Origin of the sequence: Xanthomonas phaseoli pv. dieffenbachiae (assembly GCF_008639345.1) — a bacterium.
In the GTDB taxonomy this organism is placed as follows: Bacteria; Pseudomonadota; Gammaproteobacteria; order Xanthomonadales; family Xanthomonadaceae; genus Xanthomonas; species Xanthomonas phaseoli.
On record NZ_CP041380.1, the window covers coordinates 107,755 to 134,081 of the forward strand.

At 65.5% G+C, this 26,327-nt stretch carries 25 protein-coding genes; 17 read left to right on the forward strand and 8 right to left on the reverse strand.

Going from position 1 to position 26,327, the window contains the following annotated elements; genetic code table 11:
• The first annotated feature begins 44 nt into the window (after positions 1–44).
• Together FLG15_RS00430 and FLG15_RS00435 are read left to right on the forward strand one after the other, a co-directional pair.
• Positions 45–647, forward strand: coding sequence for a superoxide dismutase family protein (locus FLG15_RS00430; protein WP_057659326.1), 603 nt, complete (start codon positions 45–47; stop codon positions 645–647).
• Positions 648–695: 48 nt separating this feature from the next.
• Positions 696–1,343: a superoxide dismutase family protein gene (locus tag FLG15_RS00435; RefSeq protein WP_057659324.1), complete on the forward strand. Its 648-nt coding sequence runs from the start codon at positions 696–698 to the stop codon at positions 1,341–1,343.
• 130 nt (positions 1,344–1,473) lie between these two features.
• Here the strand turns inward: FLG15_RS00435 and xopAG are convergent, their stop codons facing one another.
• Positions 1,474–2,715, reverse strand: a complete 1,242-nt coding sequence (gene xopAG, locus FLG15_RS00440; RefSeq protein WP_209028916.1) for a XopAG/AvrGf1 family type III secretion system effector — start codon at positions 2,713–2,715, stop codon at positions 1,474–1,476.
• A 1,480-nt stretch (positions 2,716–4,195) separates the two neighbouring features.
• Complete coding sequence (locus FLG15_RS00445; RefSeq protein ID WP_057659320.1) at positions 4,196–5,080, reverse strand: hypothetical protein; 885 nt, start codon at positions 5,078–5,080, stop codon at positions 4,196–4,198.
• A gap of 88 nt (positions 5,081–5,168) precedes the next feature.
• On the opposite strand from FLG15_RS00445, the gene FLG15_RS00450 reads away from it, so the two are divergent.
• Positions 5,169–6,464 carry an acetyl-CoA C-acetyltransferase gene (locus FLG15_RS00450; RefSeq protein ID WP_057679167.1) on the forward strand — a complete coding sequence of 432 codons (1,296 nt, stop codon included), beginning with the start codon at positions 5,169–5,171 and terminating at the stop codon, positions 6,462–6,464.
• A 214-nt stretch (positions 6,465–6,678) separates the two neighbouring features.
• On the opposite strand, the gene FLG15_RS00455 is transcribed toward FLG15_RS00450, so the two are convergent.
• The 3 genes from FLG15_RS00455 to FLG15_RS00465 form a co-directional block, all read right to left on the reverse strand.
• Entirely contained in the window at positions 6,679–7,944 is a 1,266-nt protein-coding gene (locus FLG15_RS00455) for a heme biosynthesis protein HemY (protein ID WP_150145309.1), read from the reverse strand.
• Positions 7,941–8,918: a uroporphyrinogen-III C-methyltransferase gene (locus tag FLG15_RS00460; RefSeq protein ID WP_057679165.1), complete on the reverse strand. Its 978-nt coding sequence runs from the start codon at positions 8,916–8,918 to the stop codon at positions 7,941–7,943. The genes FLG15_RS00455 and FLG15_RS00460 overlap by 4 nt, the downstream gene beginning before the upstream one ends.
• Positions 8,919–9,021: 103 nt before the next feature.
• Complete coding sequence (locus tag FLG15_RS00465; RefSeq protein ID WP_057679164.1) at positions 9,022–9,801, reverse strand: uroporphyrinogen-III synthase; 780 nt, start codon at positions 9,799–9,801, stop codon at positions 9,022–9,024.
• 203 nt (positions 9,802–10,004) lie between these two features.
• Here FLG15_RS00465 and FLG15_RS00470 point away from each other — a divergent pair, with 203 nt between their 5' ends.
• From FLG15_RS00470 to FLG15_RS00495, 6 genes are all read left to right on the forward strand, one after another.
• Positions 10,005–10,814, forward strand: a complete 810-nt coding sequence (locus FLG15_RS00470) for a glycosyltransferase family 25 protein (protein ID WP_150145312.1) — start codon at positions 10,005–10,007, stop codon at positions 10,812–10,814.
• Between the two features lie 323 nt (positions 10,815–11,137).
• Complete coding sequence (locus FLG15_RS00475) at positions 11,138–11,608, forward strand: YiiD C-terminal domain-containing protein (protein ID WP_017156408.1); 471 nt, start codon at positions 11,138–11,140, stop codon at positions 11,606–11,608.
• Between the two features lie 27 nt (positions 11,609–11,635).
• Entirely contained in the window at positions 11,636–12,058 is a 423-nt protein-coding gene (locus FLG15_RS00480) for a hypothetical protein (protein WP_057679162.1), read from the forward strand.
• Positions 12,059–12,133: 75 nt separating this feature from the next.
• A complete protein-coding gene (locus FLG15_RS00485) occupies positions 12,134–12,568 on the forward strand; it encodes a rhodanese-like domain-containing protein (protein ID WP_017156410.1) in 435 nt (144 codons plus the stop codon).
• Between the two features lie 109 nt (positions 12,569–12,677).
• Positions 12,678–13,190: a protein-export chaperone SecB gene (gene secB, locus FLG15_RS00490; protein WP_003488515.1), complete on the forward strand. Its 513-nt coding sequence runs from the start codon at positions 12,678–12,680 to the stop codon at positions 13,188–13,190.
• A gap of 15 nt (positions 13,191–13,205) precedes the next feature.
• Complete coding sequence (locus tag FLG15_RS00495) at positions 13,206–14,231, forward strand: NAD(P)H-dependent glycerol-3-phosphate dehydrogenase (RefSeq protein ID WP_057679170.1); 1,026 nt, start codon at positions 13,206–13,208, stop codon at positions 14,229–14,231.
• 449 nt (positions 14,232–14,680) lie between these two features.
• On the opposite strand, the gene FLG15_RS00500 is transcribed toward FLG15_RS00495, so the two are convergent.
• Positions 14,681–15,277: an OmpO family porin gene (locus FLG15_RS00500; protein WP_003488520.1), complete on the reverse strand. Its 597-nt coding sequence runs from the start codon at positions 15,275–15,277 to the stop codon at positions 14,681–14,683.
• A 375-nt stretch (positions 15,278–15,652) separates the two neighbouring features.
• On the opposite strand from FLG15_RS00500, the gene poxB reads away from it, so the two are divergent.
• The 6 genes from poxB (at position 15,653) to FLG15_RS00530 (ending at position 23,170) form a co-directional block, all read left to right on the forward strand.
• Positions 15,653–17,362 carry a ubiquinone-dependent pyruvate dehydrogenase gene (poxB, locus tag FLG15_RS00505; protein WP_209226771.1) on the forward strand — a complete coding sequence of 570 codons (1,710 nt, stop codon included), beginning with the start codon at positions 15,653–15,655 and terminating at the stop codon, positions 17,360–17,362.
• A gap of 49 nt (positions 17,363–17,411) precedes the next feature.
• Positions 17,412–18,854 (forward strand): sensor histidine kinase, encoded by a 1,443-nt coding sequence (locus FLG15_RS00510; RefSeq protein ID WP_150145317.1) that lies wholly within the window; start codon positions 17,412–17,414, stop codon positions 18,852–18,854.
• Positions 18,839–20,185 carry a sigma-54-dependent transcriptional regulator gene (locus FLG15_RS00515; protein ID WP_057679160.1) on the forward strand — a complete coding sequence of 449 codons (1,347 nt, stop codon included), beginning with the start codon at positions 18,839–18,841 and terminating at the stop codon, positions 20,183–20,185. Before FLG15_RS00510 ends, FLG15_RS00515 begins: the two co-directional genes overlap by 16 nt.
• A gap of 190 nt (positions 20,186–20,375) precedes the next feature.
• Positions 20,376–21,128, forward strand: coding sequence for a hypothetical protein (locus FLG15_RS00520; protein ID WP_057679159.1), 753 nt, complete (start codon positions 20,376–20,378; stop codon positions 21,126–21,128).
• A gap of 102 nt (positions 21,129–21,230) precedes the next feature.
• On the forward strand, positions 21,231–21,848 hold the full coding sequence (locus FLG15_RS00525) for a hypothetical protein (RefSeq protein ID WP_150145320.1): 618 nt from the start codon (positions 21,231–21,233) through the stop codon (positions 21,846–21,848).
• A 92-nt stretch (positions 21,849–21,940) separates the two neighbouring features.
• Complete coding sequence (locus FLG15_RS00530; protein ID WP_057679157.1) at positions 21,941–23,170, forward strand: MFS transporter; 1,230 nt, start codon at positions 21,941–21,943, stop codon at positions 23,168–23,170.
• A gap of 349 nt (positions 23,171–23,519) precedes the next feature.
• Here the strand turns inward: FLG15_RS00530 and FLG15_RS00535 are convergent, their stop codons facing one another.
• Both FLG15_RS00535 and FLG15_RS00540 read right to left on the reverse strand, forming a co-directional pair.
• Positions 23,520–23,996 (reverse strand): tRNA (cytidine(34)-2'-O)-methyltransferase, encoded by a 477-nt coding sequence (locus FLG15_RS00535; RefSeq protein ID WP_057679156.1) that lies wholly within the window; start codon positions 23,994–23,996, stop codon positions 23,520–23,522.
• Between the two features lie 26 nt (positions 23,997–24,022).
• Positions 24,023–24,484: an XAC0231 family protein gene (locus tag FLG15_RS00540; RefSeq protein WP_057679155.1), complete on the reverse strand. Its 462-nt coding sequence runs from the start codon at positions 24,482–24,484 to the stop codon at positions 24,023–24,025.
• A gap of 386 nt (positions 24,485–24,870) precedes the next feature.
• Between FLG15_RS00540 and FLG15_RS00545 the strand changes: the two genes are divergently transcribed.
• A complete protein-coding gene (locus tag FLG15_RS00545) occupies positions 24,871–25,191 on the forward strand; it encodes a DUF4156 domain-containing protein (protein ID WP_008572192.1) in 321 nt (106 codons plus the stop codon).
• 97 nt (positions 25,192–25,288) lie between these two features.
• Positions 25,289–26,305 carry a 3-oxoacyl-ACP synthase III gene (locus FLG15_RS00550; protein WP_005912222.1) on the forward strand — a complete coding sequence of 339 codons (1,017 nt, stop codon included), beginning with the start codon at positions 25,289–25,291 and terminating at the stop codon, positions 26,303–26,305.
• The last annotated feature ends 22 nt before the right edge of the window (positions 26,306–26,327 follow it).

Genomic DNA, 26,327 nt, shown 5'->3' on the forward strand with positions numbered 1-26,327 from the left:
CATGCACCCGCATAGGTTTCCAGCCTGATCAGGAGAACTGCTCGATGCGTTACCGGTCGCCCACGATCGTTGCCCTCACCGCGCTGGCGCTGGCCGCCTGCAGCAGCACGCCGCCGCCGCCCAAGGCGCCTCCGCCGCCAGCAGCGCGGGTAGTGCCTGCGCGCCCGGTGCAGCAAGCCGAGGCGGCGCTGGCATCTGCCTCGGGCAGCCTGGTCAGCGGTCGGGTAGTGCTGGTGCCGGCGCTGCAAGGCATTCGCCTCACCGGCACCATCGGCGGCTTGCGTCCGGGCGCCGTGTCCGGATTCCATGTGCACGAACGCGGCGATTGCAGCGCAGCCGACGCCAGCAGCGCCGGCGCGCATTTCAACCCGGCCGGTTCGCCGCACGGGCGTGCCGGTGGCGGCGCGCATCATCTGGGCGACATGGACAATCTGCGTGCAGACGCCGAAGGCGTGGCGCATCTGGACATGATTCTGTCCGGCATCAGTCTGGGCGATGGCGCCCCGACCGACGTGATCGGCAAGTCGCTGATCGTGCATGCCGACCCCGACGACTATCGCAGCCAGCCCAGCGGCAATGCCGGTGCGCGCCTGGCCTGTGGCGTCATTCGCGTCACCCAATGGGGCACGCCCCCTTCGCAGCCCTGAGTCGGGGCATCAACGGCTGCAGTTGCGGCCTTTCTTCAGGAGTACTCCATGCGCATTGTTCCGACCACCTTGTTTCTGGCCACCGCCCTGGTGCTGACTGCGTGCAAGCGCGATGAACCAGCGCCGGCCGAGCCGGCACCCGCACCGCAGGCCAGCACGCCGGCCGCAGCGGCGCACGGTGGCGAACACGCCGCCTCCATGGTCACCGAAGCGGCAGCCACCACCACCGCGACCGCCGAGCTCAAGCCGACCAAGGGCAATGACGTCAAAGGCACGGTGACGTTCAAGACCGTCGACGGCGCGCTGCGCGTCACCGGCCAGCTCAGCGGCCTCAAGCCCAATACCGAGCATGGCTTCCATATCCACGAAAAGGGCGATTGCAGCGCACCGGACGGCAGCAGCGCCGGCGGCCATTTCAACCCGTCCCAGTCCGATCACGGCAATATCAGCGCCGACCCGCACCACGGCGGCGACATGCCCAACATCACCGCCGACGCGCAGGGTAACGCCACCATCGACGGCCCGGTCTCCAGCAACGTCAATCTGGGCAAGGCCGACCAGTTCGATATCGCCGGCCACGCGGTGATCGTGCATGCCGACGCAGACGACTACAAAACCCAGCCCACCGGCAACGCGGGCGGCCGCCTGGCCTGCGGCGTGATCACCACCGACAACGCGCAGGCGGCGACCAAGTAAGCGCGCTGCGTTGCGCCATGGTCCAGGCTGCGGCGCAACGCTTCAATCGCAGATCAAATTTGTTGAATGCTCACCCGGCGCTGAGTCACGTCAGCGCGATGAGGTAAGGCAGGGGGGCGATTAACTCGCCCTAGTCGCTGCTGGTCATCGACTTTCCTGCATAGAATGCCTGTGCAGCATCCTTGCAAATCTGCTCATAGAATGCATCGGCGTCTTCGGTGGTGTAGCCGGCACCCACGAAGCATCCGCGTGCGATTTCATGAAGCGAGTGCCGGATGCTGCTGGCATCGTCGTATACAGCATTGAGGCAGGCAACCACGACACCGACATCCTCTTTCGAAAGGCGCGGCTCTCCGCTCATCAAGCGTGCATGGTTGATGCATGCAACGGCATTTGCACTAGTGAACGAGTCGCCCAGGCCAGAGCAGTCTTCAAAGCCGGTGCCTTCTGCGTTGAGTTTGAAGTGCGCGATCGGCAGGCCTTCCATGTTCTTCTGCTTAGCCATTTTCATGAAGTCTGCAAGCGTTTCAGGTTGATCCTGCAGACGTCTTGACTGAATCTTCGTTTCCAGCTTTTGCAGTAACGGTCCGGCGATGCTGGTATTTCTTTTCAGGACACTGATGGAGGGATCTTCGAACATCAGGGTCGCATCGATCCTGTCGGTTTGCTCTTGCGATAGCAGTCCGTTGGCGATCAGGGTCTTCATGATGATTTTCTCCGGGTGACCCCAATGCTCGTCGGCTGCATAGACTTGCCGGAAATTCAATATTGCCTGGCCGGCGGCGTGCTGTGCTTGCTTGCCAAGCTTGTCAGTGTCCTCCAGTGCCCGTTCAAACGATTGCATGCACTGCTTCAGGGACAGTGCCTTGTCGCTCTGTGAGGCCTGTTTGAAGTGCTGCATGCCGCGGTTGATGAAGGGCCGGGTGATCGAGCGTGAGGTATATCCACTTGCTCCGGTTTGGACGTTGGGCACGCCAACCAACGAGTACTTGTTTTTCCTGTCGTACAGCTCGCTCTTGCTCAGGTCCGGATCCGCTGGCATTTGCTCAGGTGCATACTTGGTAATGCACTCCCGCTTGATCCGCTCCCCCTTGAGGCAAGCGAAGTTGGTGAGAAGCGATTCCCGCGCGGCTTGGCTGTCGAAAAGATGACCGACATAGACCTTGGTCGCCGCGCGGTAATCGGTCATGGTGGCGAACTGGTTGGAACCGCACGTTCTGATCGGTACAAAGGGGCGGCTATGGGATGCACGCTCCTCCTCAGTGGCACTGTGGTACCGGGCGTAATACGTCTCGGCCTTTGCGCATCCTTTATCCAAACGATCATTACTGGTAAAGCCGCCTTTGCCATCGACCAGCGATGTCGTGGACAGAAAGAAATTGTCTGCAACATAGCCAGCACCGGCGATGCCCAGGGCGTACTTGGCCGCCCGAGATGCCCATTGTCCGCCCCGGCCCCCGTTGTTTTGGCGTGCGCCTTCTTTTTCGCCGGACTTCCTCTGCGCTCCTTGCCTGGCGTTTCGCGCTGGCAAGGCTGCCAGCAAGCCTGCGGTCTCATTTTTGTGGAGCGATGTGGATGCCGACGCAGAGGGGGGCTGCGTTGACGCTGCATCATGGGCAAGAAACCGTTGAATGGCAGTCAATGGGAGTTGGGCTTTGGTGCGCATGGATGTATCTCTCAAGTGCAGGACAGAAACCGGCGACGCCGCCGAATGCATGCTCGGAGCCATCGGAGCTTGTTGACTAGGCGAAGTGCTGATGGACGAATGGAATAGGGCCTATGAAAAGCATGGCCGCGCGTTACCGACGACATATCGATCGACTCTGCGGGTATCACATGGAAGATTGCTATCAGTCCGCGGTGAGGCTGTGTTGACTGTGCGTGCCTGAGCTGGCGGCACTCATCGACCGTGGTGAGTCACCAGCGATCCGGAGCGACAAGCCATCGGGATGACAAGAACGTAAATGTGCATATAACGCCGTGTATTCCACTGCTACCGGATTAACGACCTATTTTCCTGAAGGCCTGAGCTGTCTGCATCTCGAATGCGAAAAAGCGATGTCACAAACGAGTGGCTGTGCGAAAGCTCGGCGATCGCACCAGGCGGACCGATGCATTTCGGTTTGGTGTAAGCGTGTCCGCATCACGTTGACTCGGGAAGGCTTGAATAATTACAACTCCCATCAGACGCTTGCAAAAAAGACACACTGAGCCGAATCGGAAGATGGCGATGCAGCTTTCTTTGGAGGCGCGGAGTACACCATGCGCGCACGCGGCGCGAGGTGTTCTTGGCACAGATGGATCAGGTTGTGACATGGCAGGCCCTTCCTGGCGCTGATCGCGCCGTATCAGCCGACGTTGGTGCAGTCGGGCGAGAGCCGTATGGGATGAAGACGACGCTGCGTCTCGTTAGCAAGCCCCGGAACAGCACCCGCCTGAGCGGTGTCCATTCCGAACGGCATGTAACCGACCACAGCGCGGTTCTCTACGCCGTCTACGCCCGGATGCCCGACCGAGTGCAAAACGCCTGATACGGCAAGTCGAAAAGCACGAACGTCAACGATGCACAGGCCTAGGTGATCCGACCGGAGCCAGCGGTGGTCAGTCGATGAGATGCTGGCAGGGGCCGCAGAAAGACAGGTGCCTACCGCCACCGGGAGGTAGATGCGGGTTTTGGCTGCAACGCCGCGGGCCTACAGGTGCGCTTCACATGCCGGCGATGTTTCGGTGCCCACGCCAGCGGATAAGCGCGCTGCCTGTCGTCATACGGCGGAACTATGCCGTCGCGTGACGGTAGAAGCGGTGCTGCCGCCAGGCGCGACCGTGCAGGTCGGGCAGGCAGTGCGCATTGGTTAGGCCGCCAGCGCCTGCCGCGGATCCTGGCCCGGCTCGATATGCACGTAAAGCACAGGTAGCCCGTGCGCTTCCAGCACCGCGGCCATCTGCCGCTGGCGTGCCAGATAGTGCTCGTACACCCCGCGCAGGCGTTCGCAGTCTTCGCGGTCGTGCGCGTAGTAATCGCACCAGCCTGCCGGGTCGAACAGGGCGATGCGCACTTCGCCTTCGGTGTAGCGCAATACCGGTTCGGGGGGCTGCTCCAGCCATTCTTCGGTGTGCGGTGCCAGCAGTGCGGCTTCGATCAGCGGCCACAGCGGCGCCAGGCCCTGATTGTCGTACTGCATCGACATCATCGCCGCCAGATCGTTGGCGGTGAGATACCGCGCATGCTCGATGCGGGCGCCGAAGCTTTCCTGCGCCAGCAACGCGGTATCGGCCTGCGCCATGCCTTGGGCCAGTAGCACCTCTTCCATCGCATCGGCCACGGTGGCAACCGTCTGCGGGTCGCCGGAAAGCACGAACGGCAGCACGCGCAACCCACCGCCGACCAGTTGCGCATCGGCCTGGAACGGCAGCGGAATCTCGCCTTGCGCGTCGGCACCGAAGGCCAGCACCCGCGGGCCCTGGTCGCGCCCTGGCGCACGCGCCTGCAGCTCTTCCAGGCGCCGGTGCAGCGGCCAGCCCGGTCGCAGTACCTCGGCCGGATCGAAATGCGCCAATGCCACGCTCAATTCCAGATCGCGGACTTCCGGGATCCATTGCGCCAAGTCGCGGCCGATGCGTTCGGCCAGCATGCCGGCCTGCGCCGGCACCAAGGCGCCGCGCTCGGGGGCGCTTCCGCCGGTCAATTCCAGCGCCAGCACACCCATGGCGGTGACGCTTTGTTCGGTCTTGCTCATGATTCGCGGTTGGCCCATCACGGGGTCGAAGCTACACTGCGGCGATTATGCCTGCCGGCCCTGTGCAGGCCATGTCCCCGAGTCCTCCATGCCAGGTCAACCGATGCCCGCAGCCCGTCCCGTCGCCATTCTGGGCGGCGTTCGTATCCCGTTCTGTCGTCAGAACACCGCGTATGCGGATGTGGGCAACCTGGGCATGTCGGTGCGCACGCTGGGCGCGTTGGTCGAGCGCTTCGGGTTGCATGGGCAGCAATTGGGCGAAGTGGCGATGGGCGCGGTGATCAAGCACTCCGCCGACTGGAACCTGGCGCGCGAGGCGGCGCTGTCGTCGGGTCTGTCGCCGCTGACGCCGGGCATCACCCTACAGCGCGCCTGCGGCACCAGCCTGGATTCGGTGATCACCATCGCCAACAAGATCGCGCTGGGGCAGATCGACTCGGGTATCGGCGGCGGCTCTGACACCACCTCCGAAGTGCCGATCGTGTACGGCAAGAAGTTGCGCGCACGGCTGCTGGCTGCCAACCGCGCCAAGGCCACCGGCGACAAGCTCAAGGCCCTGCTGCGCGGCTTCAAGCTGGCCGAACTCAAGCCCGAATTTCCCGGCGTGGCCGAGCCGCGCACCGGCAAGAGCATGGGCGACCATTGCGAAGACATGGCCAAGGAATGGAACATCTCGCGCGATTCGCAGGACGAATGGGCGGTGGCCTCGCACCACAAGCTGGCCGCTGCCTATGAGCGCGGCTTCTTCGACAGCCTGATCGCGCCATTCCGCGGCGTCTCGCGCGACAACATCCTGCGCGCCGACACCTCGCTGGAAAAACTCGCGACCTTGCGCCCGGCATTCGACAAGACCTCCGGCCGCGGCACGCTCACCGCCGCCAACTCCACCCCGCTCACCGATGGCGCCGCCGCGGTGCTGCTCTCCAGCGAAGCCTGGGCGCTGGCGCATGGCCACACGCCGATGGCCTACCTGCGCGATGCGCAGGTGGCGGCAGTGGATTTCGTGCATGGCGAAGGCCTGCTGATGGCGCCCACCATCGCGGTGCCGCAGATGCTGGCGCGCCAGGGCCTGACCCTGCAGGACTTCGATATCTACGAAATCCACGAGGCCTTCGCCGCGCAGGTGCTGTGCACGCTGCGCGCCTGGGAAAGCGAGGATTACTGCCGCAATCGCCTCGGGCTGGACGCGTCGCTGGGTCGCATCGATCCGGACAAGATCAATCCGCTGGGCTCGTCGCTGGCTACCGGCCACCCGTTCGCCGCCACTGGCGCACGTGTGGTGGCCACCGCTGCCAAACAGCTGGAAGAACGCGGCGGCGGACGTGCATTGATTTCGATCTGCACCGCCGGCGGCATGGGCGTGGTGGCCATCGTCGAGCGCTGATGCCGCCGCGCGGCAGGGGATTGGGCATTGGTGATTCGGGATTCGCAGGTGCAGTCGCGGCCTTTGCGGATCCTCTATCCTGAATTCCATCGCTGCGTGGCAACAGCGCGACGTCAACTTCTTCGATGAAGTAGATGCCCGCTTGGCGCGCAGTCGCCTCGTTCTTCGGAGTGCAATGCGGCGGTACGCACATCGCATACCGCCGCTGTCTTGATTACAGGATGCGATCGTCCGCTGCGTGCGGATCGATGGGCGCGGGGTCGTACGCGCTCACGACCGGCCCGCGCAACGACTGCTGTGGCATGTCCTCGATCACCGGCTCGCCGCGCGCAGCGCGCAAGGCATTGGCGTAGCAATGCTGTGCCGAAAGCAGGTCGCCGGAGGCGGCAAACCCGTGTCCGAGCTCTTCCCAGGCCTCGCTGCCGGCGCCGGCTGCGATGGCGCGATGCAGGAATTCCTCGGCTTGCGACCACTGCTGTTGATGCCGCGCAAGCCGCGCCAGGGTCAGCAACAGACCTGGGCTGTCGGGATATTGGGTGAGCCAGCGTTGCGCGCTGGCGCGGCGCGAATCGTATTTTTCCAGCGGCAGCACGCCGTACAGGCGTACCAGCGATTCGTCCCATTGCGCGTCCAGCGCCTGTTCCAGGCTATGCACGGCGGCATCGTCCCAATGCAGCACGGCCGCGCGCTGCGCATAGGCGCCCACCACTGCGGGAATGGTGCGTAATGCCTTGGGCAATGCTTCCCAGCGCTCGGCCAATGCATTGGCGTCGCTGGCCTGCAACAGGGTCTGCTCGGCCAGCGTCGCTTCCAGCGTGCTGTAGGCATCGGGCGCCAGGACCGCCTGCTGACGCAGGGCGCCGAGCTGTCCATAGGCTTCGTCGGCGCGGCCGATCTGCGCCAGGGCGTGGGTGCGCAACAGCAGGCCGCGCGCCGGCAACGGCTGCGCGTTGGCGCTATCCAGTGCGTTGATCGCATCCACCGGGCGCTGGCGCGCCAGGTGCCGCTCGCCCTGCAACAGCGCATATCCTGTCGGGTCGCGCTCGGCCAGTTGCTTTGCAAGTGCGGTGGCCGCTGCCTCGTCGCCGCGCGCATCGGCCACGCGCACCGCGCTGGCCAGGGCAATGCCGCTCACCTCGTCGTCTTCGCTGGCACTGACCAGCAGCCGCTCGGCGCGCTGCCATTGGCCATGATCGGCAGCGCGCAGACCTTCGATCAAACGCGCACGGCCCTTGTTGCGGCGGTACTTGCCCCACACGCGGAAGGGCAGGCTGATCAACGTCCATAGCAGCCACAGCACCAGCAATGCGATCAGCAGGATCAGCAGCGCCTGCGGCATGGCGGCGTGATAGTCGTTACCGCCCACGCTGACAACGACATTGCCCAGGTCGTAGCTGTTCTGGTGCGACAGCCACTGTGCGCCGAGCACGCCCAGCGCCACGGCAACCAGCAGGATCAAGACGGTACGCAACACTTTCATTGGGTAGATCTCCCTTCACGCATGGCCTGCAGTTGCAGCAGGGTGGTGCCCAGCTCCGGCAGGCGCGGACGCAGTGGCGCTTGTTGCAGGCTGCGCAAGCGTGCACGCAGCTGACGACGTTGCGGCGAATCCGGCCAGAGCCGGGTGGCCCAGGTGTCCACGCGGCGCAGCGATTGCGCAAAACCGGCAGCATCGCCACGTTCGGCGGCCGCGCGGGCTAGGCTGATTTCGATCTGCGCGGCATCGCGCGCAGCACGCCGGTCGGCGCCGGTCAGCAAGGCGTCGCCGCGGCTGGGACGGATGTCCACCAGCGGCGCCAGCGCCTTTTGCCACCACGGTTGCGCCGCGTCGCTGGCCTGTGCGGGCTGTTCCGGCAGGCGCTGCAACTCGGCGGCCAAGGTGTCCAGATTCTTGCCGGCCTCCGCCTGCGGGCCGGCCCCGAGACGCTCCAGCGCATCGCGTTCCTGCACCAATGCCTGACGCAGATTGAGGTAACCGGGGTCGTCGATGCCGTTGAGTGCGCTGTTGGCCAACGCATAGGCGCGCCGCGCGCCGTCGGCATCGCCGGCGATACTCAGGCGCTGCTGGCCAAGCCGCAGCAGCAGCTCCACTTCATCCAGGCGCAGCGCCTGTGCGCCATGACGGTTGGGGTCGGCCAGCTTTTGCACGGTGTCTTCGAGCAAGGCGCTGCGCTGACTCAGGCCCAGCATCTCGTCGCGCAGTACGCGGTTGGTGGCCGACGCATCCTGCAGGCGCTCATTGGCCAGGCGCTGATCGCGGCGCAGCGTCTCCAGCAGTTGCTGGGTGGCGTCCCAGCGTTGCTGCTGCGCCTGCGCGGCCTGCAGTTGCGTTGCCTGATAGTTCTGCCACGCCCGCCAGCCCAGCAACAGCGCCACGCCGACGGCCGCCACGGCCAATACAAGCAGCAGCCATGCCAAGGGAAAGCGTCGCGCAGGAGCGGGCATTTCGGTCATTCGGACATCCTCGGGCAGTCACGACCGGCGCAGGCGCCGCAGTCATCGCACACAGCATGGCGTGCAGCGCCGGACGGCGGCAAGCTGTGCTTGAGTTCGCAGTTCAGCAAGGTCGCGGTGGTGTCATGATCGCCGCTTCGGCAGCAGCTGCAAGCTGCAACGGCAGCGGGCCATGTGCGCGCATGCCATGCACGAAGCCGGCGGCGTGTGCGGCTTCGAGCATGCGATCGCTGGATGCCACCACCGGACGCTGTTGCCACGCAGCGACCAGTTCGGCAGGCAGCTGCTGCAGAACCAGTGCCAGCGCTTCTGCGCTACTGAGCGCCAGCACGCTGCGCGGCAGCGCAAGCGACAATGCCTGGATGGCCGAGGCGCGCAAGCGCAGCGGGATGCGTTGATAGACATCGGCACGCACGATGCGCGCACCGCGCTGCTGCAGCGTTGGCGCCAGCATGCCGCGTCCGCCGGGGGCGGTGATCAGCCCGACGGCCTGTAGCGGCGCCTGCAGCATGGGCAGCGCAAGCAGGCCTTCGCTGTCCATGCGCGCCGGCCGTATCACGGTGTCGATGCCGCAGGCGTGCAGTGCGCGCGCAGTGCCTTCGCCCACGCTGACCCAGTGCGCCTGCGCCGGGCGCTGCAGCGGCGCCAGACGATGCGCGGCCTGCACCGCTGCCGGGCTGGTGAAGATCGCAATCGGCGCTGCCAGCGCCTGCCGCAGCGCGTCCCGCGCCTGTGCGGTGTCGTTGGTCTGCAAGCGCCACGGCGACAGCGCAAGTACCCGTCCGCCATGCCGCGCAACTGCCCGCCGTAGCGGCGCATGTTCACCGCTGGGGCGTAGCGAGATCAGGGTCCAGGCAGCATCGGGATGGGCAAGGCCGGTCATGAGGTGATTATGCGAGAGCGCCGGTCACCTGCGGCGCACTGTCGCCGCATCCAGGGGTGCCAGTGCGAATCGTCGGCGAGTGCCGGCAACCGGAGTGATGATGTTGGCATCCTGACCGGAGCCCTTCGACTCATTCCAGAACCTCTTGCAAGCGCTGGGAATCCGGTCACGCTCCTGGCCGACAACCGTGCCGGAGCGGCGAAGTGATCAAGTCCTACCTCATCAATATGCAGCGCAGCGGCGACCGGCTGCAGGCCATGTCGGCGCGCTTGGATGCGCTGGGCCTGCCGTTCGAGCGCATTGCTGCCGTCGATGGCGCCACGCTGACGGACGAGCAGATCGCCGAGTTCGTACGCGAGCGCCCGCTGGAAGGGTCGGGCGATGCCTTCAGCACCGGCCCGCGCAAGTGGACAGCGTCCAACATCGGCTGTTTTCTCAGTCACCAGGCAGCGTGGCGCATTGCGGCCGATTCCGACGACGCCTACACGGCGATTTTCGAAGACGACATGCATCTGTCCGATGCACTGCCGGCGTTGCTGGGCAGCACCCACTGGCTGCCGGGCGGCCCCAGCATCGTGCGGCTGGAGCCGTCCTACAACCGCATCAAGCTCGATGCCAAGGTGGCGGATGTCGCCGGGCGCCAACTGCGCCTGGTGCGGCCATCGACGTATCAGCATTGCTGGCCGGTGTGTGCCGGCGCGCTGATCATCAGCAGGGATGCAGCGCGATTGCTGTTGGCCGCACAGGCGCGCTGGCACACCATGGCCGATATTTTTTTGTTCGGCTGGAACGAGTCGCCAGTGGCGCATCAGTTGTCCACCTATCAACTCTCGCCGGCTGCGTGTATCCAGGACAAACTCTTCCACGCAGCTGCGGAAAACATCGTGTTTACCAGCACGATCGATGCGCCGCTGACGCACGCACAGAAGCGGCGCAGTACGCATTGGAAAGCCAAGGCCATCGCGCTGTTGCGCGTGGCGCAGGGCTATCGCAAGGTGGTCTTTGCGCCGTAGCGCGGCAAACAAACCGTCGCGCGCAGGCGTTGGTTGTGCCTGGCGATTGCACGGTCGTTGGCGGGCGGTTTTAGGCATGGTGCGCTATCTGCAACGCCACCGGCAGGCACCGTGGCGGACACCGCTCGCTGACCGAGCGCGTGATCCGGGCTGGGCCAAGATGTCGAGACGTTTGTTGCACGCCACCAGGGCGATGCCGGCCCGCACATCGCAGGTGGCGATGACTGCATTCACCATGCGGTACCGCATGTCATGCAGGTGCACAAGACGCTTGCAGCACATTGCGGCATGATGCCGCCCTTCGCCGTCTTTAGTCTTTGCCGATGACTCCTTCGTGCACGCTCGCATCCGCCCTGCAGTCGCTGCAGCAGCAGTTCATCGCCATGCCGCCGGTGCTGTCGATGGGCATCGCCGTTGACGGGTTGCACGATGGTGCGTTGCGCCTGCGGGCGCCGCTGCAGGCCAACGTCAACGACAAGGCCAATGCCTTCGGCGGCAGCCTGGCCTCTCTGATGACGCTGGCCAGCTGGGGCTGGCTGACACTGCAGCTGCAACTGGCCGGGCATCACGCCGATGTCTACGTCGCCGACAGCCAGCTGCGCTATGTCGCGCCGGTGTACGAAGACCTGGTCGCCAATGCCGAGCCGTCCGAGTTGGGAAGCTGGGAGGCCTTTCTGGCGACGTTCCGGCAGCGCGGCAAGGCGCGCATCGGCATGCGCGCGCAGATCGCGCTGGGCTCCGGCGCTGCCGCGGCCACCTTGAGCGGGCGTTTCGTGGCGTTTCCAAAACGGTAGGATGCCGGCTGGATCCGGGGAATACGCATGCGTGCAGTCATTACAACGATCGTGCTGCTTGGGCTGGCACTGCTGAGCGGGGTGGCCAATGCCGGCAGCCGTGCCCAGGCGCGTGCGCTGGAAACCACCCAGGCCGCCTACACGGCCGCCGTGCGCTGGAACGATTTCGATGCCGCGCAGGGCTTCGTCGAGCCGGCCTATGCCCAGGCGCACCCGCTCAGCGACCTGGAACGCTCGCGCTACGAGCAGGTGCAGATTTCCGGCTATCGCGAAGTGCGCGTGGGTCAAGACCCCAATGGCGACCTGCGGCGCGAGGTCGAGTTGCGGGTGATCAACCGCAATACCCAGGCCGAACGGCTGGTGCGCAGCGTCGAGCTCTGGCGCTGGAATCCCGAGCAGAAGCGCTGGTGGCTGGCCAGCGGCCTGCCTGACCTGTGGAAGGGCCAGTAGCCTGGCCCCTGCGCGCCGGGCGTCGCGTGCGCCAGCTGTGCGACAATTCCCGCCCGCTCGACTGACCCTGACCCCGTGAATTTTGAAGAGCTGCAGGCCTTTGTCGGCCGCAACCCCATGTTGTCGCTGGCCCTGGTGGGCCTGACCATCGCCCTGATCGTCACCGAGGTCGCGCGCCTGTTCCGCGGCTATCGCGCGCTCAAGCCGGCCGAGCTGACCCGTCTGATCAACAGCGAAAACGCGCTGGTGATCGACCTGTCGCCCACCGCCGATTTCGAGAAGGGCCATATCGCCGGCAGCCGCAACGTGGCGCTGGCCAAGTTCGATCCGGCCGGCAAGCTGCTGGCCAACGCCAAGGCATCGCCCGTGGTGGTGGTCTGCCGTAGCGGCAACACCTCCGCGGGCGCGGCCAAGACGCTCAAGAAGGCCGGCTTCGAGAAGGTGTACTGGCTCGAAGGCGGCGTGGCTGCCTGGCAGATGGCCGAGCTGCCACTGATCAAGGGCCGCTGATCCGCCTTGTGCGGCAACCGGCACGCCCCCATTGCTGGCGTGAGAGACTTGCGCTTTCACGTTCGCATCACTCAACGCTGCATCCACCGAACCGTTTCTGGAGTTAGGAATGTCCGACGAAATCCTCAACGGCGCCGCTGCGCCGGCCGACGCCGCTGCTGGTCCCGCCTTCACCATCGAAAAGATTTACGTCAAGGACGTGTCCTTCGAATCTCCGAACGCACCGGCCGTCTTCAATGACGCCAACCAGCCCGAGCTGCAGTTGAACCTCAACCAGAAGGTGCAGCGCCTCAACGACAACGCGTTCGAAGTGGTGTTGGCCGTGACCCTGACCTGCACCGCCGGCGGCAAGACGGCCTATGTGGCCGAAGTGCAGCAGGCCGGCGTGTTCGGCCTGGTCGGCCTGGACCCGCAGGCGATCGACGTGCTGCTCGGCACCCAGTGCCCGAACATCCTGTTCCCATACGTGCGCACCCTGGTCAGCGACCTGATCCAGGCCGGTGGCTTCCCGCCGTTCTATCTGCAGCCGATCAATTTCGAAGCCCTGTACGCAGAAACCCTGCGTCAGCGTCAGAACGAAGGCACCTCGCTGGCCGATTCCGAGCCGGCCGGCAACGCCTAAGCGTTGATTGCGCCGATGAGCGATTGGACCCACAAGATCGCCGTTCTCGGCGCCGGTTCCTGGGGCACGGCCCTGGCCGCGCTGCTCGCCAGACACGGTCATCCCACCGTGCTCTGGGGGCGCGATGCGGCGATGGTGGACACCATCGACCGCACCCACGAGAACGCGCGCTATCTGCCGGGCATTGCATTGCCCGACAGCCTGCGTGCCACCACCGACCTGCGGGCGGCGGTCGCCGACGCCACCTGGATCCTGGTGGTGGTGCCCTCGCATGCCTTCACCGAGACCATCCGGCTGATCGCACCGCTGCGCCCGGTCGGTGCCGGCGTGGCCTGGGCGACCAAAGGTTTCGAGCCCGGTTCCGGGCGGTTCCTGCATGAGGTTGCGCGCGACATCCTCGGCCCCAGCGTTCCGCTGGCCGTGGTGACCGGGCCCTCCTTCGCCAAGGAAGTCACGCTTGGCCTGCCGACCGCCATCACCGTGCACGGCGACGATGCGGCGTTTCCGCAAGTGGTGGCCGACGCGATGCATGGCCCCACCTTCCGCGCCTACACCGGCGATGACATGGTGGGCGCCGAACTCGGCGGGGCGATGAAGAACGTGCTGGCGGTGGCCACCGGCGTGGCCGATGGCATGCAGCTTGGTCTCAATGCCCGGGCCGGGCTGATCACGCGGGGCTTGAACGAGATGTTGCGTCTGGCCGCGGTCATCGGTGCGCGCCCGGAAACCCTGATGGGCCTGGCCGGATTGGGCGATCTGGTGCTGACCTGCACCGGCGATCTGTCGCGCAACCGGCGCCTGGGTCTGGCCCTGGGGCGCGGGCAGAGCTTGGACGATGCGATCCGTGAGATCGGCCAGGTGGTCGAATCGGTGCAGACGGCCGATGAGGTCATGCGCCAGGCCGAACACCACGGCATCGAATTGCCGATCTCCAATGCCGTGCGCGCGGTATTGCACGGTGAAATCACCCCGGAAGCAGGCTTGAAGGAGCTGCTGGCACGCGAGCGCAAGCCAGAGTACCCGCAGACCTTGTTTACCTGAGAACGTCGACAAAACGGCCGCGCCTACTGCCCGGCCCTGCGTGGTTAGTGCGCGGAATCTTCGCGCACCATGCTTTCATTTTGGTCCGCGCCCCGGCCACGCCCCCGGACGATTGCTCGCTCGGTTTTGTTCGCCGCGCCAGGTCCGGTAATACCTCGGCACCACAACACAACGCCCGGCAGTACCGGGCGTTTTTGTTTGGCTGCGTGGTGCGTGGCGCAAGCACGGCCTTGGCGGATCAGGCGCCAGGTAGTTGGGGCCCGACGCGAGCGCGGCCAACCCTGGTGGCGCAGGTACATCGGTGGCGAGGTTCCCTGTGCCAAGCGACGCGTGTCGTGACCTGCGTGCCCACACCGGCTACCGGTCGCCCAAAAGAAAGAAGCCCGGTCGGGGGACCGGGCTTCCAGTGCAACGCGGGAGAGAGATCGCGTTGCAGTCAAACGTGCGGCTTACCAGCTGAAGCGCGGGCCGACCGACCATTCCTTGTTGCCGTCGCCATCCATACGGATGTCGCCGTTGATGCCCCAGTTCTGGTTCAACTTCACCTGGGCGCCAAGGCGGCCGTAGAAGTTGTCGCCGATGTCGATGCCACGCTTCTTGGAGAAATCTTCGTAGCCAGCCAGGGCATAGACTTCGAAGTGCTCGCCGAAGGCGTTACGCAGACCGGCTTCAACGCTGTAGCCGTCGAAGTTGATGTTCGGGGTGTCCAGGTCCAGCTTGCGGTAGGCAACGCGCGCAACGAAGTCGGTGCTCGTGGCGATTTCGTGGTTGAAGCCCACGCCGACGCCCCACTGCTGGAAGTCCGAGTCGGTGTTCTCGAACACGTTGTTGTTGTCGTCAGCGTTCTGCTTGCTGTAATCGCCGAACACGTGGAAGTTCGGAGCGATGGCGTACGAGGCCTTCACGCCCCAACCGTCCGCATCGCGACCTTCGGTCGGAGTGCGCACATAGTCGCCTTCGACGAAGTTGTAGGAGAGGTTTTCAGCAGCGGAGGCCGCAAACGGCAGGGCTGCGAGAAGGCCGAGGGCCAGCAAAGAAGTCTTCATGATCGGGATACCTGTACTTATTTGATTGGACCGGCGCTGAGGCGGATGCCGTTCGCTGCCGAGATGTAAATTCTCCGTTATTCGATGGAACGCGACATGAATTTTGGACTGACCAGTTGATGAATCATCGCGTCACATTCAGCTGCGCTTTCTTGTGTCGCATGCGAATGCGCGTACAGCACGTGCAAAACGTGATGCTCTAGCGCTTACATGGCGCCGATGTGAGGTGTGTGTGCCCAAACGCGATAGATCGCCTGGTTTCCAGCGTTTTGCGCGCCCTCGCTATATGAGCACATTGCACTGACGCCGCCGCTGGGAGCATTGCACGCCTGGTGAACATACTTGCGGAGCTGCATCGTGGCGAAGAAGAGAACGTTGGCGCGGTTTCTGGCCGAGACGCTGGAGAGCGCCGGGGTCGAGCGGATCTGGGGCGTGACCGGCGACAGCCTCAATGGCTTGACCGATGCCTTGCGCGAGATGCAGACCATCGAGTGGATGCATGTGCGGCACGAGGAAGTGGCTGCGTTCGCCGCAGGCGCCGAAGCGGCGGTGACCGGCCAGCTGGCGGTGTGTGCGGGTAGCTGCGGTCCGGGCAATCTGCACCTGATCAACGGGCTGTTCGATTGCCATCGCAGCCGCCAGCCGGTGCTGGCAATCGCCGCGCATATCCCCTCGTCCGAAATCGGGCTGAGCTATTTTCAGGAGACCCACCCGCAGGAGCTGTTTCGCGAGTGCAGTCACTTCGTGGAGTTGGTGACCAACCCGGCGCAGTTGCCGGAAGTGCTGCATCGGGCGATGCGCTCGGCGATCCTGCAGCAGGGCGTGGCGGTGGTGGTGATTCCGGGCGATATCGCGCTGCTGGAGGTGGACAAGCATTTGTCGAGTCAATGGCCGGCGCTGCGTGCGCCGCGCGTGCTGCCGGCGGCCGAGGATGTGCAGCAACTGGCCGGGCTCTTGCAGCAGAGCAAGGCGGTGACCTTGCTGTGCGGCAGTGGCTGCGCCGATGCGCACGATGCGGTGGTGGCGCTGGCCGATACGCTGGGCGCGCCGATCGTGCATGCGCTGCGCGGCAAGGAATACGTGGAGTGGGACAACCCGTTCGATGTCGGCATGACCGGCTTGATCGGTTTCAGTTCCGGTTATCACGCGATGCTCAATTGCGACACCTTGCTCATGCTCGGCACGGATTTTCCGTACCGGCAGTTCTACCCGAAGGACGCGACCATCGTGCAGGTGGATCGCGATCCGAGCGCGCTGGGGCGGCGCACGCCGCTTCAATTAGGCATTGCCGCCGATGTGGGCGAAACCATCGCGGCATTGCTGCCGCAGCTGCAGCGCCGCGAGGAGCGTGGCTTTCTGGAGAAATCGCTTGCGCATTACCGCACCGCGCGCGAGGGGCTGGACGATCTGGCGGTGCCGGCAGATCCTGGCGAGCCGCTGCACCCGCAGTTCGTGACCCGCCTGATCAGCCAGATTGCCGATCAGGATGCAGTGTTCACCTGCGATGTCGGCACACCCACGGTGTGGGCGGCGCGCTACTTGCGCATGAACGGCAAGCGCCGCCTGCTGGGATCGTTCAATCATGGCTCGATGGCCAATGCCATGCCGCAGGCGCTGGGCGCACAAGCGGCGTTTCCCGGGCGACAGGTGATTTCGCTATCGGGCGATGGCGGCTTTGCAATGTTGATGGGCGACTTCATCTCGCTGGCGCAATTGAATCTGCCGGTGAAGGTGGTGGTGTTCAACAACGCCTCGCTGGGATTCGTGGCGATGGAGATGAAGACGGCCGGTTACCTGGATACCGGTACCGAGTTGCGCAATCCGGATTTCGCGGCGATGAGCAACGCGATGGGTATTCTCGGCATTCGTGTCGATGAGTCGTCGCAACTGGAGCGGGCACTGCGCCAGGCCTTCGCGCATTCGGGTCCGGCGCTGGTGGATGTGCGCATCGCCACGCAGGAGCTGGCGGTGCCACCGGCGATCAAGCTCGAACAGGCCAAGGGCATGGGCCTGTATCTGCTCAAGGCGGTGATGAGCGGACGTGGCGATGAGGTCATCGCGTTGGTCAAGACCAACCTGCGTTAATTCAGTTGCACTCACGCACACTGGCTGTCCTCTTCAGGCCGCTTTGTCCATGCCCCGTTCGCTGCTCCGGCAACTGTTGCTGATCTGGATGGTGATCGTGGCCGCCTGTGTGGGCGTGGCCACGATGTTGTACGGCCTGTATCGGCAGACCGAGGGAGTGCGGCTGGAGGAGGCGCGCCAGCAATTGGACGGGCAATGCGCGCGCATCGTGCAGCGTTATGCCGGGGCAAGCGAGGCGGCGCGTCGCGGCGACGATGGCGTGGGCCTGGCAGCGGTGGTGGTGCAGTTGGTGCTGGCCGATGCGCCAGGTGTCGAAGGCGGTGTCTGGGACCTGCACAAGGGCTTTGTCGCCTATGCGTACCCGACCTACGACGGCAGCGATCACAAGACCGATATTCCCGCCGCCGAGTGGGCCAACATCGTCCACACGGCGCAGCAGAGCGTGACGACAAGGCAGGCGGCGCAATACCGTCGCGACGGTCGCCGCGAGGTGCTGCTGATCAGCGCCTGTCCGTTGGCATCTAGCAGCGCGGCATGGGCCATGACGCGGGTGCCGGCCAGCAAGGCCGACGCATGGCGGCCGTTGGTCGTTGGCATGTTGCTGATCTTCGCGATGGTGGCGATATCGGCCATTGCGCTGGGCGTGCTGGTGCGGCGCTGGAGCCAGCGCCTGCAGCGTATCCAGCAGGCGCTGGCGGCCGACACCGAGATGCCGCACATTCCGCCGACCGGTACGCCGGAACTGGACCGTCTGGGCGCGGCGGTCAACGACTATGCGCAGCGCAACGCGCAGGCGCTGGCGCAGACGCGCCGGCTGGCCGACGAGCTGTCGCGGCACGAACGGCTTGCCGCACTCGGGCGCATGACGGCCACCGTGGCGCATGAAATCCGCAACCCGATCGCCACGATGCGGTTGGCGCTGGAAAACGAGATCGCGCGCGGCGATGCGACGCCTCACGACACGGCGCATGGCGAGTTGATGCTGGGGCAGATGCGTCGCCTGGATGGTGTGGTCGAGAGCCTGCTCGGCATGGTGCAGCCGATTCGCCTGCACCTGGAGACGGTGGTGGTGCAGGACTGGTTGGCGAGGCTACTGGAACACAGTCCCTTACCGCCGGGGATGCCATCGCCCCGTCTGTTGCTGCCGGCGGCGCCGCTGCGCTGGATGCTGGATCCGCAGCAATTGGGGCGCGCGGTGCACAACCTGCTGCGCAATGCCGCGCAGCATGCCGAGCCAGGCAGCGAGGTTACGCTGCAAGCGGCAGCAGTGGAGGGCATGTTGCAAGTGGATGTCTGCAACCGCGGCGCGCCGGTCGTCGAACCGATCGCTGCGCAGTTGTTCGAACCGTTCGTCAGCGGCCGCGCCGACGGCAATGGCCTGGGGCTGGCGCTGGTGCGCGAGATCGCGCGTGCGCATGGCGGACACGCGCGCTACGCACATGCCGACGGGCTGACCCATTTCATCCTGGAGTTGCCATGGCGCGCATCCTGATCATCGACGACGATGCGGCGTTTCGTACCACCTTGCAGGTCACCTTGCGCTCGCTCGGGCATGCGGTGGTCGCCGCCGAGAACGGGCCGGACGGGCTGGCGCGTCTGAGCGAAGGCGGCATCGACATGGCGTTCGTGGATTTCCGCATGCCGGGCATGGATGGCATCGCGGTGCTGCGTGCGCGCCTGGACGATGCGCAGGCGCGCCAGGTGCCGCTGGTGATGCTGACCGCGCATGTCTCCAGCGGCAACACGATCGAGGCGATGACGCTGGGCGCCTTCGATCATCTGGTCAAGCCGGTCGGTCGTGCCGATATCGTGGAGGTAGTGGAGCGTGCGCTGCTCAGTCGCGCCGATGCGCAGGCTGCAGCGGCAGACAGCTCGCCTGCGCCGGTCGAGGACGACGATGCACTGGTCGGCCACAGCCCGGCGATGCGCACCGTGCACAAGCGCATCGGGCTGGCAGCGGCGTCCGATCTGCCGGTGCTGATCACCGGTGAAACCGGCACCGGCAAGGAATTGGCCGCACGCGCGCTGCATCGCGCCAGCCCGCGCGCCAGTGCGCCATTTGTTGCAGTCAACTGCGCGGCCATTCCGCTGGAATTGATGGAGAGCGAGTTGTTCGGCCATCGCAAGGGGGCGTTTTCCGGCGCCAGCAGCGACCGCCGCGGGCTGATTCGCGAAGCCGATGGCGGCACGTTGTTTCTGGACGAAATCGGCGACATGCCATTGCCGATGCAAGCCAAGCTGCTGCGTTTCCTGCAAGAAGGCGAGGTGACGCCATTGGGTGGCAGCGGCCCGCAGAAGGTGGATGTGCGGGTGCTGGCCGCCACCCATCGCGACCTGGCGGCCTGCGTGGCCGACGGGCGCTTTCGTAGCGATCTGCGTTACCGCCTCAATGTGGTGCCGATCGAACTGCCTCCGTTGCCCGAGCGTGGCCAGGACATCCTGCTGCTGGCGCAGCACTTCCTGAGCGCCGATGCAGCGCGTGCGCAGAGCCTGTCGCCGGCCGCGCAGGAGCGCCTGCTTGCGCACCGCTGGCCTGGCAACGTGCGTGAATTGCGCAACGTCATGCAGCGCAGCCAGGTGTTGGTGCGCGGCGCCAGCATCGATGCGGCGGATCTGGATGACGCGCTGGGCGAGGCGGGCGAGTTGCCGCCGCCGCAGCCATCGGCGGTCACCGGCACCCTGCCCGAAGCGGTGGCGCGGCTGGAAACGCAGATGATCCGGTCGGCGCTGGAACAAAGCCAGGGCAATCGCGCCGAGGCCGCGCGCCGGCTGGGCATCCACCGGCAGTTGCTCTATCGCAAGCTGGAGGAATACGGCTTGTGACACGCGTGCGCGCATCGATCGCAGACTGAGGGGCAGGTGTCCCCAAACCGGACAGGATGGATGAAATGCAGACGTCTCCACCCAGCGATCGACCAGATAAAGTCATTTTAAAACAGTTGCTTATAGGTTGACACGATTGCTGCTTCGTCTCTGGTACGCGGCCCTTTCCCGCCGCGCAGGAGACATCCCCATGATGCGTCACACTGTTCTTGCAATTGCCCTGGCCTGCACCATCGGCGCCGCCGCCGCACAGGTGGCCGCGCCGCCGCCGCCCCCGGCTCCCAATGGTCCGGTCGGCGCTCCGCCGGCCCCGCCGACCCCCGTCGCCGCCACGCCGGTCAGCGTGAGCGGTACCGTCGAGCGGTTCCTGCTCAACCCCAATGGCGAGGTCGACGGACTGTGGCTGCGCGACGGCACCCAGGTCGGGTTTCCGCCGCATCTTTCCAGCGAAGTGAAGGCGGCCGTGCGTGCCGGCGACAGTGTCGTCGTCAAGGGCTTCCGCCTGGGCAATCTGCCGGTGCTGCAGGTCAGTTCGATCCGCTCCGGCCGTAGCGGCCGCGAGGTGGTCGACCGTCCGCCCACCTTCGGCGCTGCCCCGCCGCCGCCGCCGACCCCCGGCCAGCTGACCCCGTTGCAGTCCGATGGCACCATCCAGCGCCTGGTCTATGGACCTGCCGGCGAGGTCAATGGTGCGCTGGTCAGCGATGGCACGGTGGTGCGGATGCCGCCGCATCTGGCGCTGCAGTTCACCGATCTGCTGCGCGTGGGCGCACCACTGAGTGCCAGCGGCTTCGGTGTGGCCACTCCGGACGGGCGTGCGATCGAGGCGACCCAGTTGGGGCGTGATCGCTCCTCGCTGCGTGCGCTGTTCAGCGCGCCGCGTCCGGACGGCCCGCTGCCGCCACCGCCGCCGGGCGCTCCGGTTCCGCCGGCCGGCCGTTGAACCGTAGCGCCCCTGTCTTGTTCGTCGGTTTCCTCCGCTGGTCACGCCTCCGCGCGGCCAGCGGCTTGACCGGTAATGCCGGTCCTTTTTCGGAGTAACACCATGCATTGGGTCGACCCTGATTTCCTCCCCGCCACCCGCGGCACCCTGGCGCGTTTTCTGCTCAACCCCAAGGCCGATATCGACGGTCTGCTGCTCACCGATGGCACCGAAGTGCACACCCCGCCGCATCTGTCCGAGGCGCTGCTGAAGGCGCTCAAGCCTGGTAGCACGCTCACTGTGCGTGGCCTCAAGCCGCGCGATGTGGACATGTTGGTGGCGCTGGCCATCGATCCGGAAGGCGGCAAGCGCATTCTCGATGAAGGCCCGCACGGGCCGCATCCCAAGCCCAAACCCAAGCCGCCCGGCAAACCGCCCAAGCCGGAAGTAGCCCAGCACAGCGGCACCATCACCCGGTTGCTGCACGGTCCGCATGGGCAGGTGCATGGCGTGCTGCTGGACGATGCGGTCACGGTGCGGTTTCCGCCGCACGCCGGTGGCGACTTCGCCAAACAGCTGGTGGTCGGCAAGCCGCTGGTGGCCGAAGGCGAGACCAAGGCCACGCCGCACGGTGTGCTGATCCATGCCCATGCCTTGGGCGGCAAGGCGGCGACGCTGAAGCCGATCGCGCATCCACCGCACGGCCCTGGGCACAAACCCAAACCCAAGCCCAAACACTAGGAGCCGGACATGCGGCCACCGCGCGCCACGGAGATGCTCGCCTACTGGTCTGGCACGTACGCCTTCGTGCGCGCTTGCAGCGGAGCAGTGCCATGCCAATGACCAAGGCCAGGCCACGGGGGACGCGCGCGCTGGAAGCATTGCACTTCAGCGTGGCCGACGTGCAGGACGGGCTGGGGCCGTTCCTCAGCGTGTTCCTGCAATCCAAAGGCTGGTCGGTGGCGGCGATCGGCACGGTGATGAGCGTGGGCGGCATTGCCGGCATGCTCGCCACCACGCCGGCCGGCGCGCTGGTCGATGCCACCCGGCGCAAACGCGCCGTGGTGGTCATCGGTTGCCTGGCGATCCTGCTTGCCACCGCCTTGATCTGGCTGCAGCCCACTTCTTCCGGCGTGGTCGCCGCACAGATCGCCTCGGCGTTGGCGGCCGCCGGCATCGGCCCGGCATTGACGGGCATTACGTTGGGGCTGGTGCACGCGCACGGTTTCGACCATCAACTGGCGCGCAATCAGGTGGCCAACCATGCCGGCAACGTGCTGGCCGCGGTGCTGGCCGGCTGGTTGGGATGGCGCTATGGGTTTGCCGCGGTGTTCCTGCTGACCGCATTCTTCGGCGCCCTGGCGCTGGTGGCCGTGCTGGCGATTCCGGCTGCGACCATCGACCACCGCGCAGCACGCGGTCTGGCAACTACCAACGGTGGCGATGCGCTGAGTGGGTGGCGTGTGCTGCTGACCTGCCGCCCGTTGGCGCTGCTGGCGGTGACGCTGGGGCTGTTCCATCTAGGCAATGCGGCGATGCTGCCGCTGTACGGCATGGCGATCGTGGCGGCGCACGCCGGCGATCCGAGTGCATTGACGGCCACCACCATCGTGGTGGCACAGGCCACGATGGTGGTGGTCGCGCTGCTGGCGATGCGCTGGATTCGCGTGCATGGGCACTGGTGGGTGCTGCTGGTGGCGTTCATGGCGTTGCCATTGCGCGCCCTGGTGGCGGCATCGGTGATCCACGGCTGGGGCGTGTTCCCGGTGCAGATCCTCGATGGGCTGGGTGCCGGCTTGCAAAGCGTGGTGGTGCCGGCGCTGGTCGCGCGGTTGTTGCAGGGCACCGGGCGTGTGAATGTCGGCCAGGGTGCGGTCATGACCGTGCAGGGCGTCGGTGCGGCACTGAGTCCTGCGTTCGGTGGCTGGTTGGCGCATGCCTTCGGTTACCGCGTTGCGTTTCTGACCTTGGGTGCGATCGCGCTGCTGGCGGTGGCGCTGTGGGCCGGCTGCCGCGGCATGTTGCAGGCAGCGGCTTCTATGCAGGCCGAGACAGGGCTGTGACCGGTGCGCAGTGCGCGCACGCAGGTGACGACCGATCGATGTTCGTTGCGGCTTGCGCTTTATCGACCGCACTGCGCGGGCAAGGGCGGGCAAGTGCATGCTGTCCAGCGGCAGGTCGCGTCGGCGAGGACGCCTGTAAGGCGCGCAGATGACGCGACGCGCAGCATCGCTTCGTGAGTCCGGATCGATGCACTGTCGTTGGCCGTCCACCGATCGCCGCCAACACAGATGACGTGTCTTGGCGAGAGAGCAGATGCGACAGCCAGGATCTGCCCGCGCGTCCGCGATGCGGTCTTGCCAGCGGGCACGCATTCACATGCCGTTGCGCACGGTTCCGGCGATTGCGTGGCTACTGGCCGCCGGCGAAATTCCATTGCCGCCAGGCTTCGAACACCATCACCGCAACGGTATTGGACAGATTGAGGCTGCGGTTGTCCGGGCGCATCGGCAGACGGAGCCGGTGCTGCGGCGGAATCGACTCCAGCACCTCGGCCGGCAGGCCGCGGGTTTCCGGACCAAATAAAAACGCATCGCCATCGGCGAACTGCGGCGTGTCGTAGCGCACCGTACTGCGGGTGCTCAGTGCGAAGATGCGCTTGGGCGCGATCGCGGCCAGTGCGCTAGGCAGGTCGGTGTGCACCTGCAATGGCGCGTATTCGTGGTAGTCCAGGCCGGCGCGCTTGAGCTGCTTGTCGCTGAGGTCGAAGCCGAGCGGCTCGATCAGGTGCAGGCGCGCGCCGGTATTGGCGCACAAGCGAATCACATTGCCCGTATTGGGCGGAATTTCGGGCTGAAACAGGATGACGTCGAGGACAGGTGCTGGCATGCGCGCAAGTGTAGCGGCGCGCGTGCTTAAAGGCTGATGGCGGCGTTGACCAGCGCTTCCAGTTCGGCCGGCGAGGGCTGCAGCTGCGGCGTCGGCAGGTTCACGATGACCTGGCCCATCAGTGCACCGATGGCGCCAGCTGCCTGGCCGGTGACGCTCTGCGCGCTGGCGGCAGCGCTGCGCACCACCAGATCGGCACGCTGTTCGGCCGAAGGGCGCACTTGCACCGCCGCCAGGGTGACGATGCGCGGGCCAGCCTGTTCGGCGGCCAGGGCGGCCACCTGCTCGGCCGAGGGACGCACTTGCACGGCAGTCAGGGTGCGAATGTCGCTATTGCGCTCCACTGTCTGCTGGGCGATCTGGTCGGCGGCCGGGCGTACCTGCACGGTCTCCAGGGTGGTCAGGCTGGTGGCCTGGGCAAGCCCGGCCAGGGTGGCGCCAGCGAGCAGGGCGGTGGAGAGGGCGATGCGCAGGGTCTGGGTCTTCATGGCGAGGTCTCTTGGTGTTGTTAGTCAGTGGTGTGGTAGTAATGTAGTACACCGTTTCGGTATGTACAAGAACTTTTGCGTGGTTTTTTATTTTGTTCAGCGAAAAGTCAGTTTCGTCTCCTGCCGGCGGTTGCGAGATACAGCAGAGCAAATAATGTGCCAACCAAAGACCATTGTTTTTAAAGGGTTTTTAGATGCTTGAAGGTGTCCGCGTCCGGACACCCGGACGCACTACAGGACGCCGGACATCGCGGCCAGACAGCTATGAGCGCTCAAGGCAGGGCGGTTCGGTGCGCTGAATGGGTGGATGGCGGGTACCACGGCGCGCCGGATCGCCAGCAGGCAACTGCGGCACAATCCGGCTTTCCCCACAGGTGTGATGACGTATGCGCGTGCTGATGCTGTCTGTTCTGGTTGCCACCACCACTGCGGCGTGCACCTGGGTGCCGATCGAACAAAGCGGCAAAAGCGTGCGGGTGCTGCCCGCAGGCCCTGTGCCAGCGGGGTGTCAGCAGCAGGGCGAAGTGGTGGTGACGGTCAAGAGCAAGGTCGGTTTCTACAATCGCAACCCACTGCGCGTGCAGGAAGAGCTGGAAACGCTGGCGCGCAACGAGGCCCCCGGCGCCAACGCCAATGCGGTGCAGGCGCAAGGCCAGCCGGCTGACGGCAGCCAGCGTTTCAACGCCTTCCGCTGCCCGCCGCGCTGAACCGTTGGGCTGGGGCGCAGGCGAATTGTAAAGATGCGGTAAAACCGGCCAGCGGCTAGACTAGCGCCCCCTCGCCTGACGCCATGGCGCTACTTCGATGCTCTTCCAGAATGTCTCCATCGCGGGACTGGCGCATGTTGATGCGCCGCACACGCTGACTTCCAAGGAAATCAACGAACGCCTGCAACCGACCTACGACCGTCTCGGGATCAAGACCGACGTGTTGGGCGACGTTGCCGGTATCCATGCACGGCGCTTGTGGGACCAGGATGTCCAGGCATCGGACGCCGCCACCCAGGCCGCGCGCAAGGCGCTGATCGATGCCGGTATCGGCATCGAGAAGATCGGCTTGCTGGTCAACACCTCGGTGAGCCGCGACTACCTGGAGCCGTCCACGGCGTCCATCGTGTCCGGCAACCTGGGCGTGGGCGACCACTGCGTCACCTTCGACGTGGCCAATGCCTGCCTTGCCTTCATCAATGGCATGGACATCGCCGCGCGCATGCTCGAGCGCGGCGAGATCGACTATGCCTTGGTCGTGGATGGCGAGACGGCCAACCTGGTCTACGAAAAGACCCTTGAGCGCATGACCTCGCCGGATGTCACCGAGGAGGAGTTCCGCAATGAACTTGCCGCGCTGACCCTGGGGTGCGGTGCAGCAGCCATGGTCATGGCGCGCACCGAACTGGTGCCCGACGCGCCGCGCTACAAGGGAGGCGTGACCCGCTCGGCCACCGAGTGGAACAAGCTGTGCCGGGGCAACCTGGATCGTATGGTCACCGATACCCGCCTGCTGCTGATCGAAGGCATCAAGCTGGCCCAGAAGACCTTCATGGCCGCCAGGCAGGTGCTGGGCTGGGCGGTGGACGAGCTGGACCAGTTCGTCATCCACCAGGTCAGCCGCCCGCATACCGCCGCCTTCGTCAAGTCGTTCGGCATCGACCCGGCCAAGGTCATGACCATCTTCGGCGAGCACGGCAACATCGGCCCGGCCTCGGTGCCGATCGTGCTGAGCAAGCTCAAGGAGCTTGGGCGCCTGAAGAAGGGCGACCGCATCGCGCTGCTGGGCATTGGCTCGGGCCTGAATTGCTCGATGGCGGAAGTGGTTTGGTGATGCGCATTTGCACGGCCTGCGT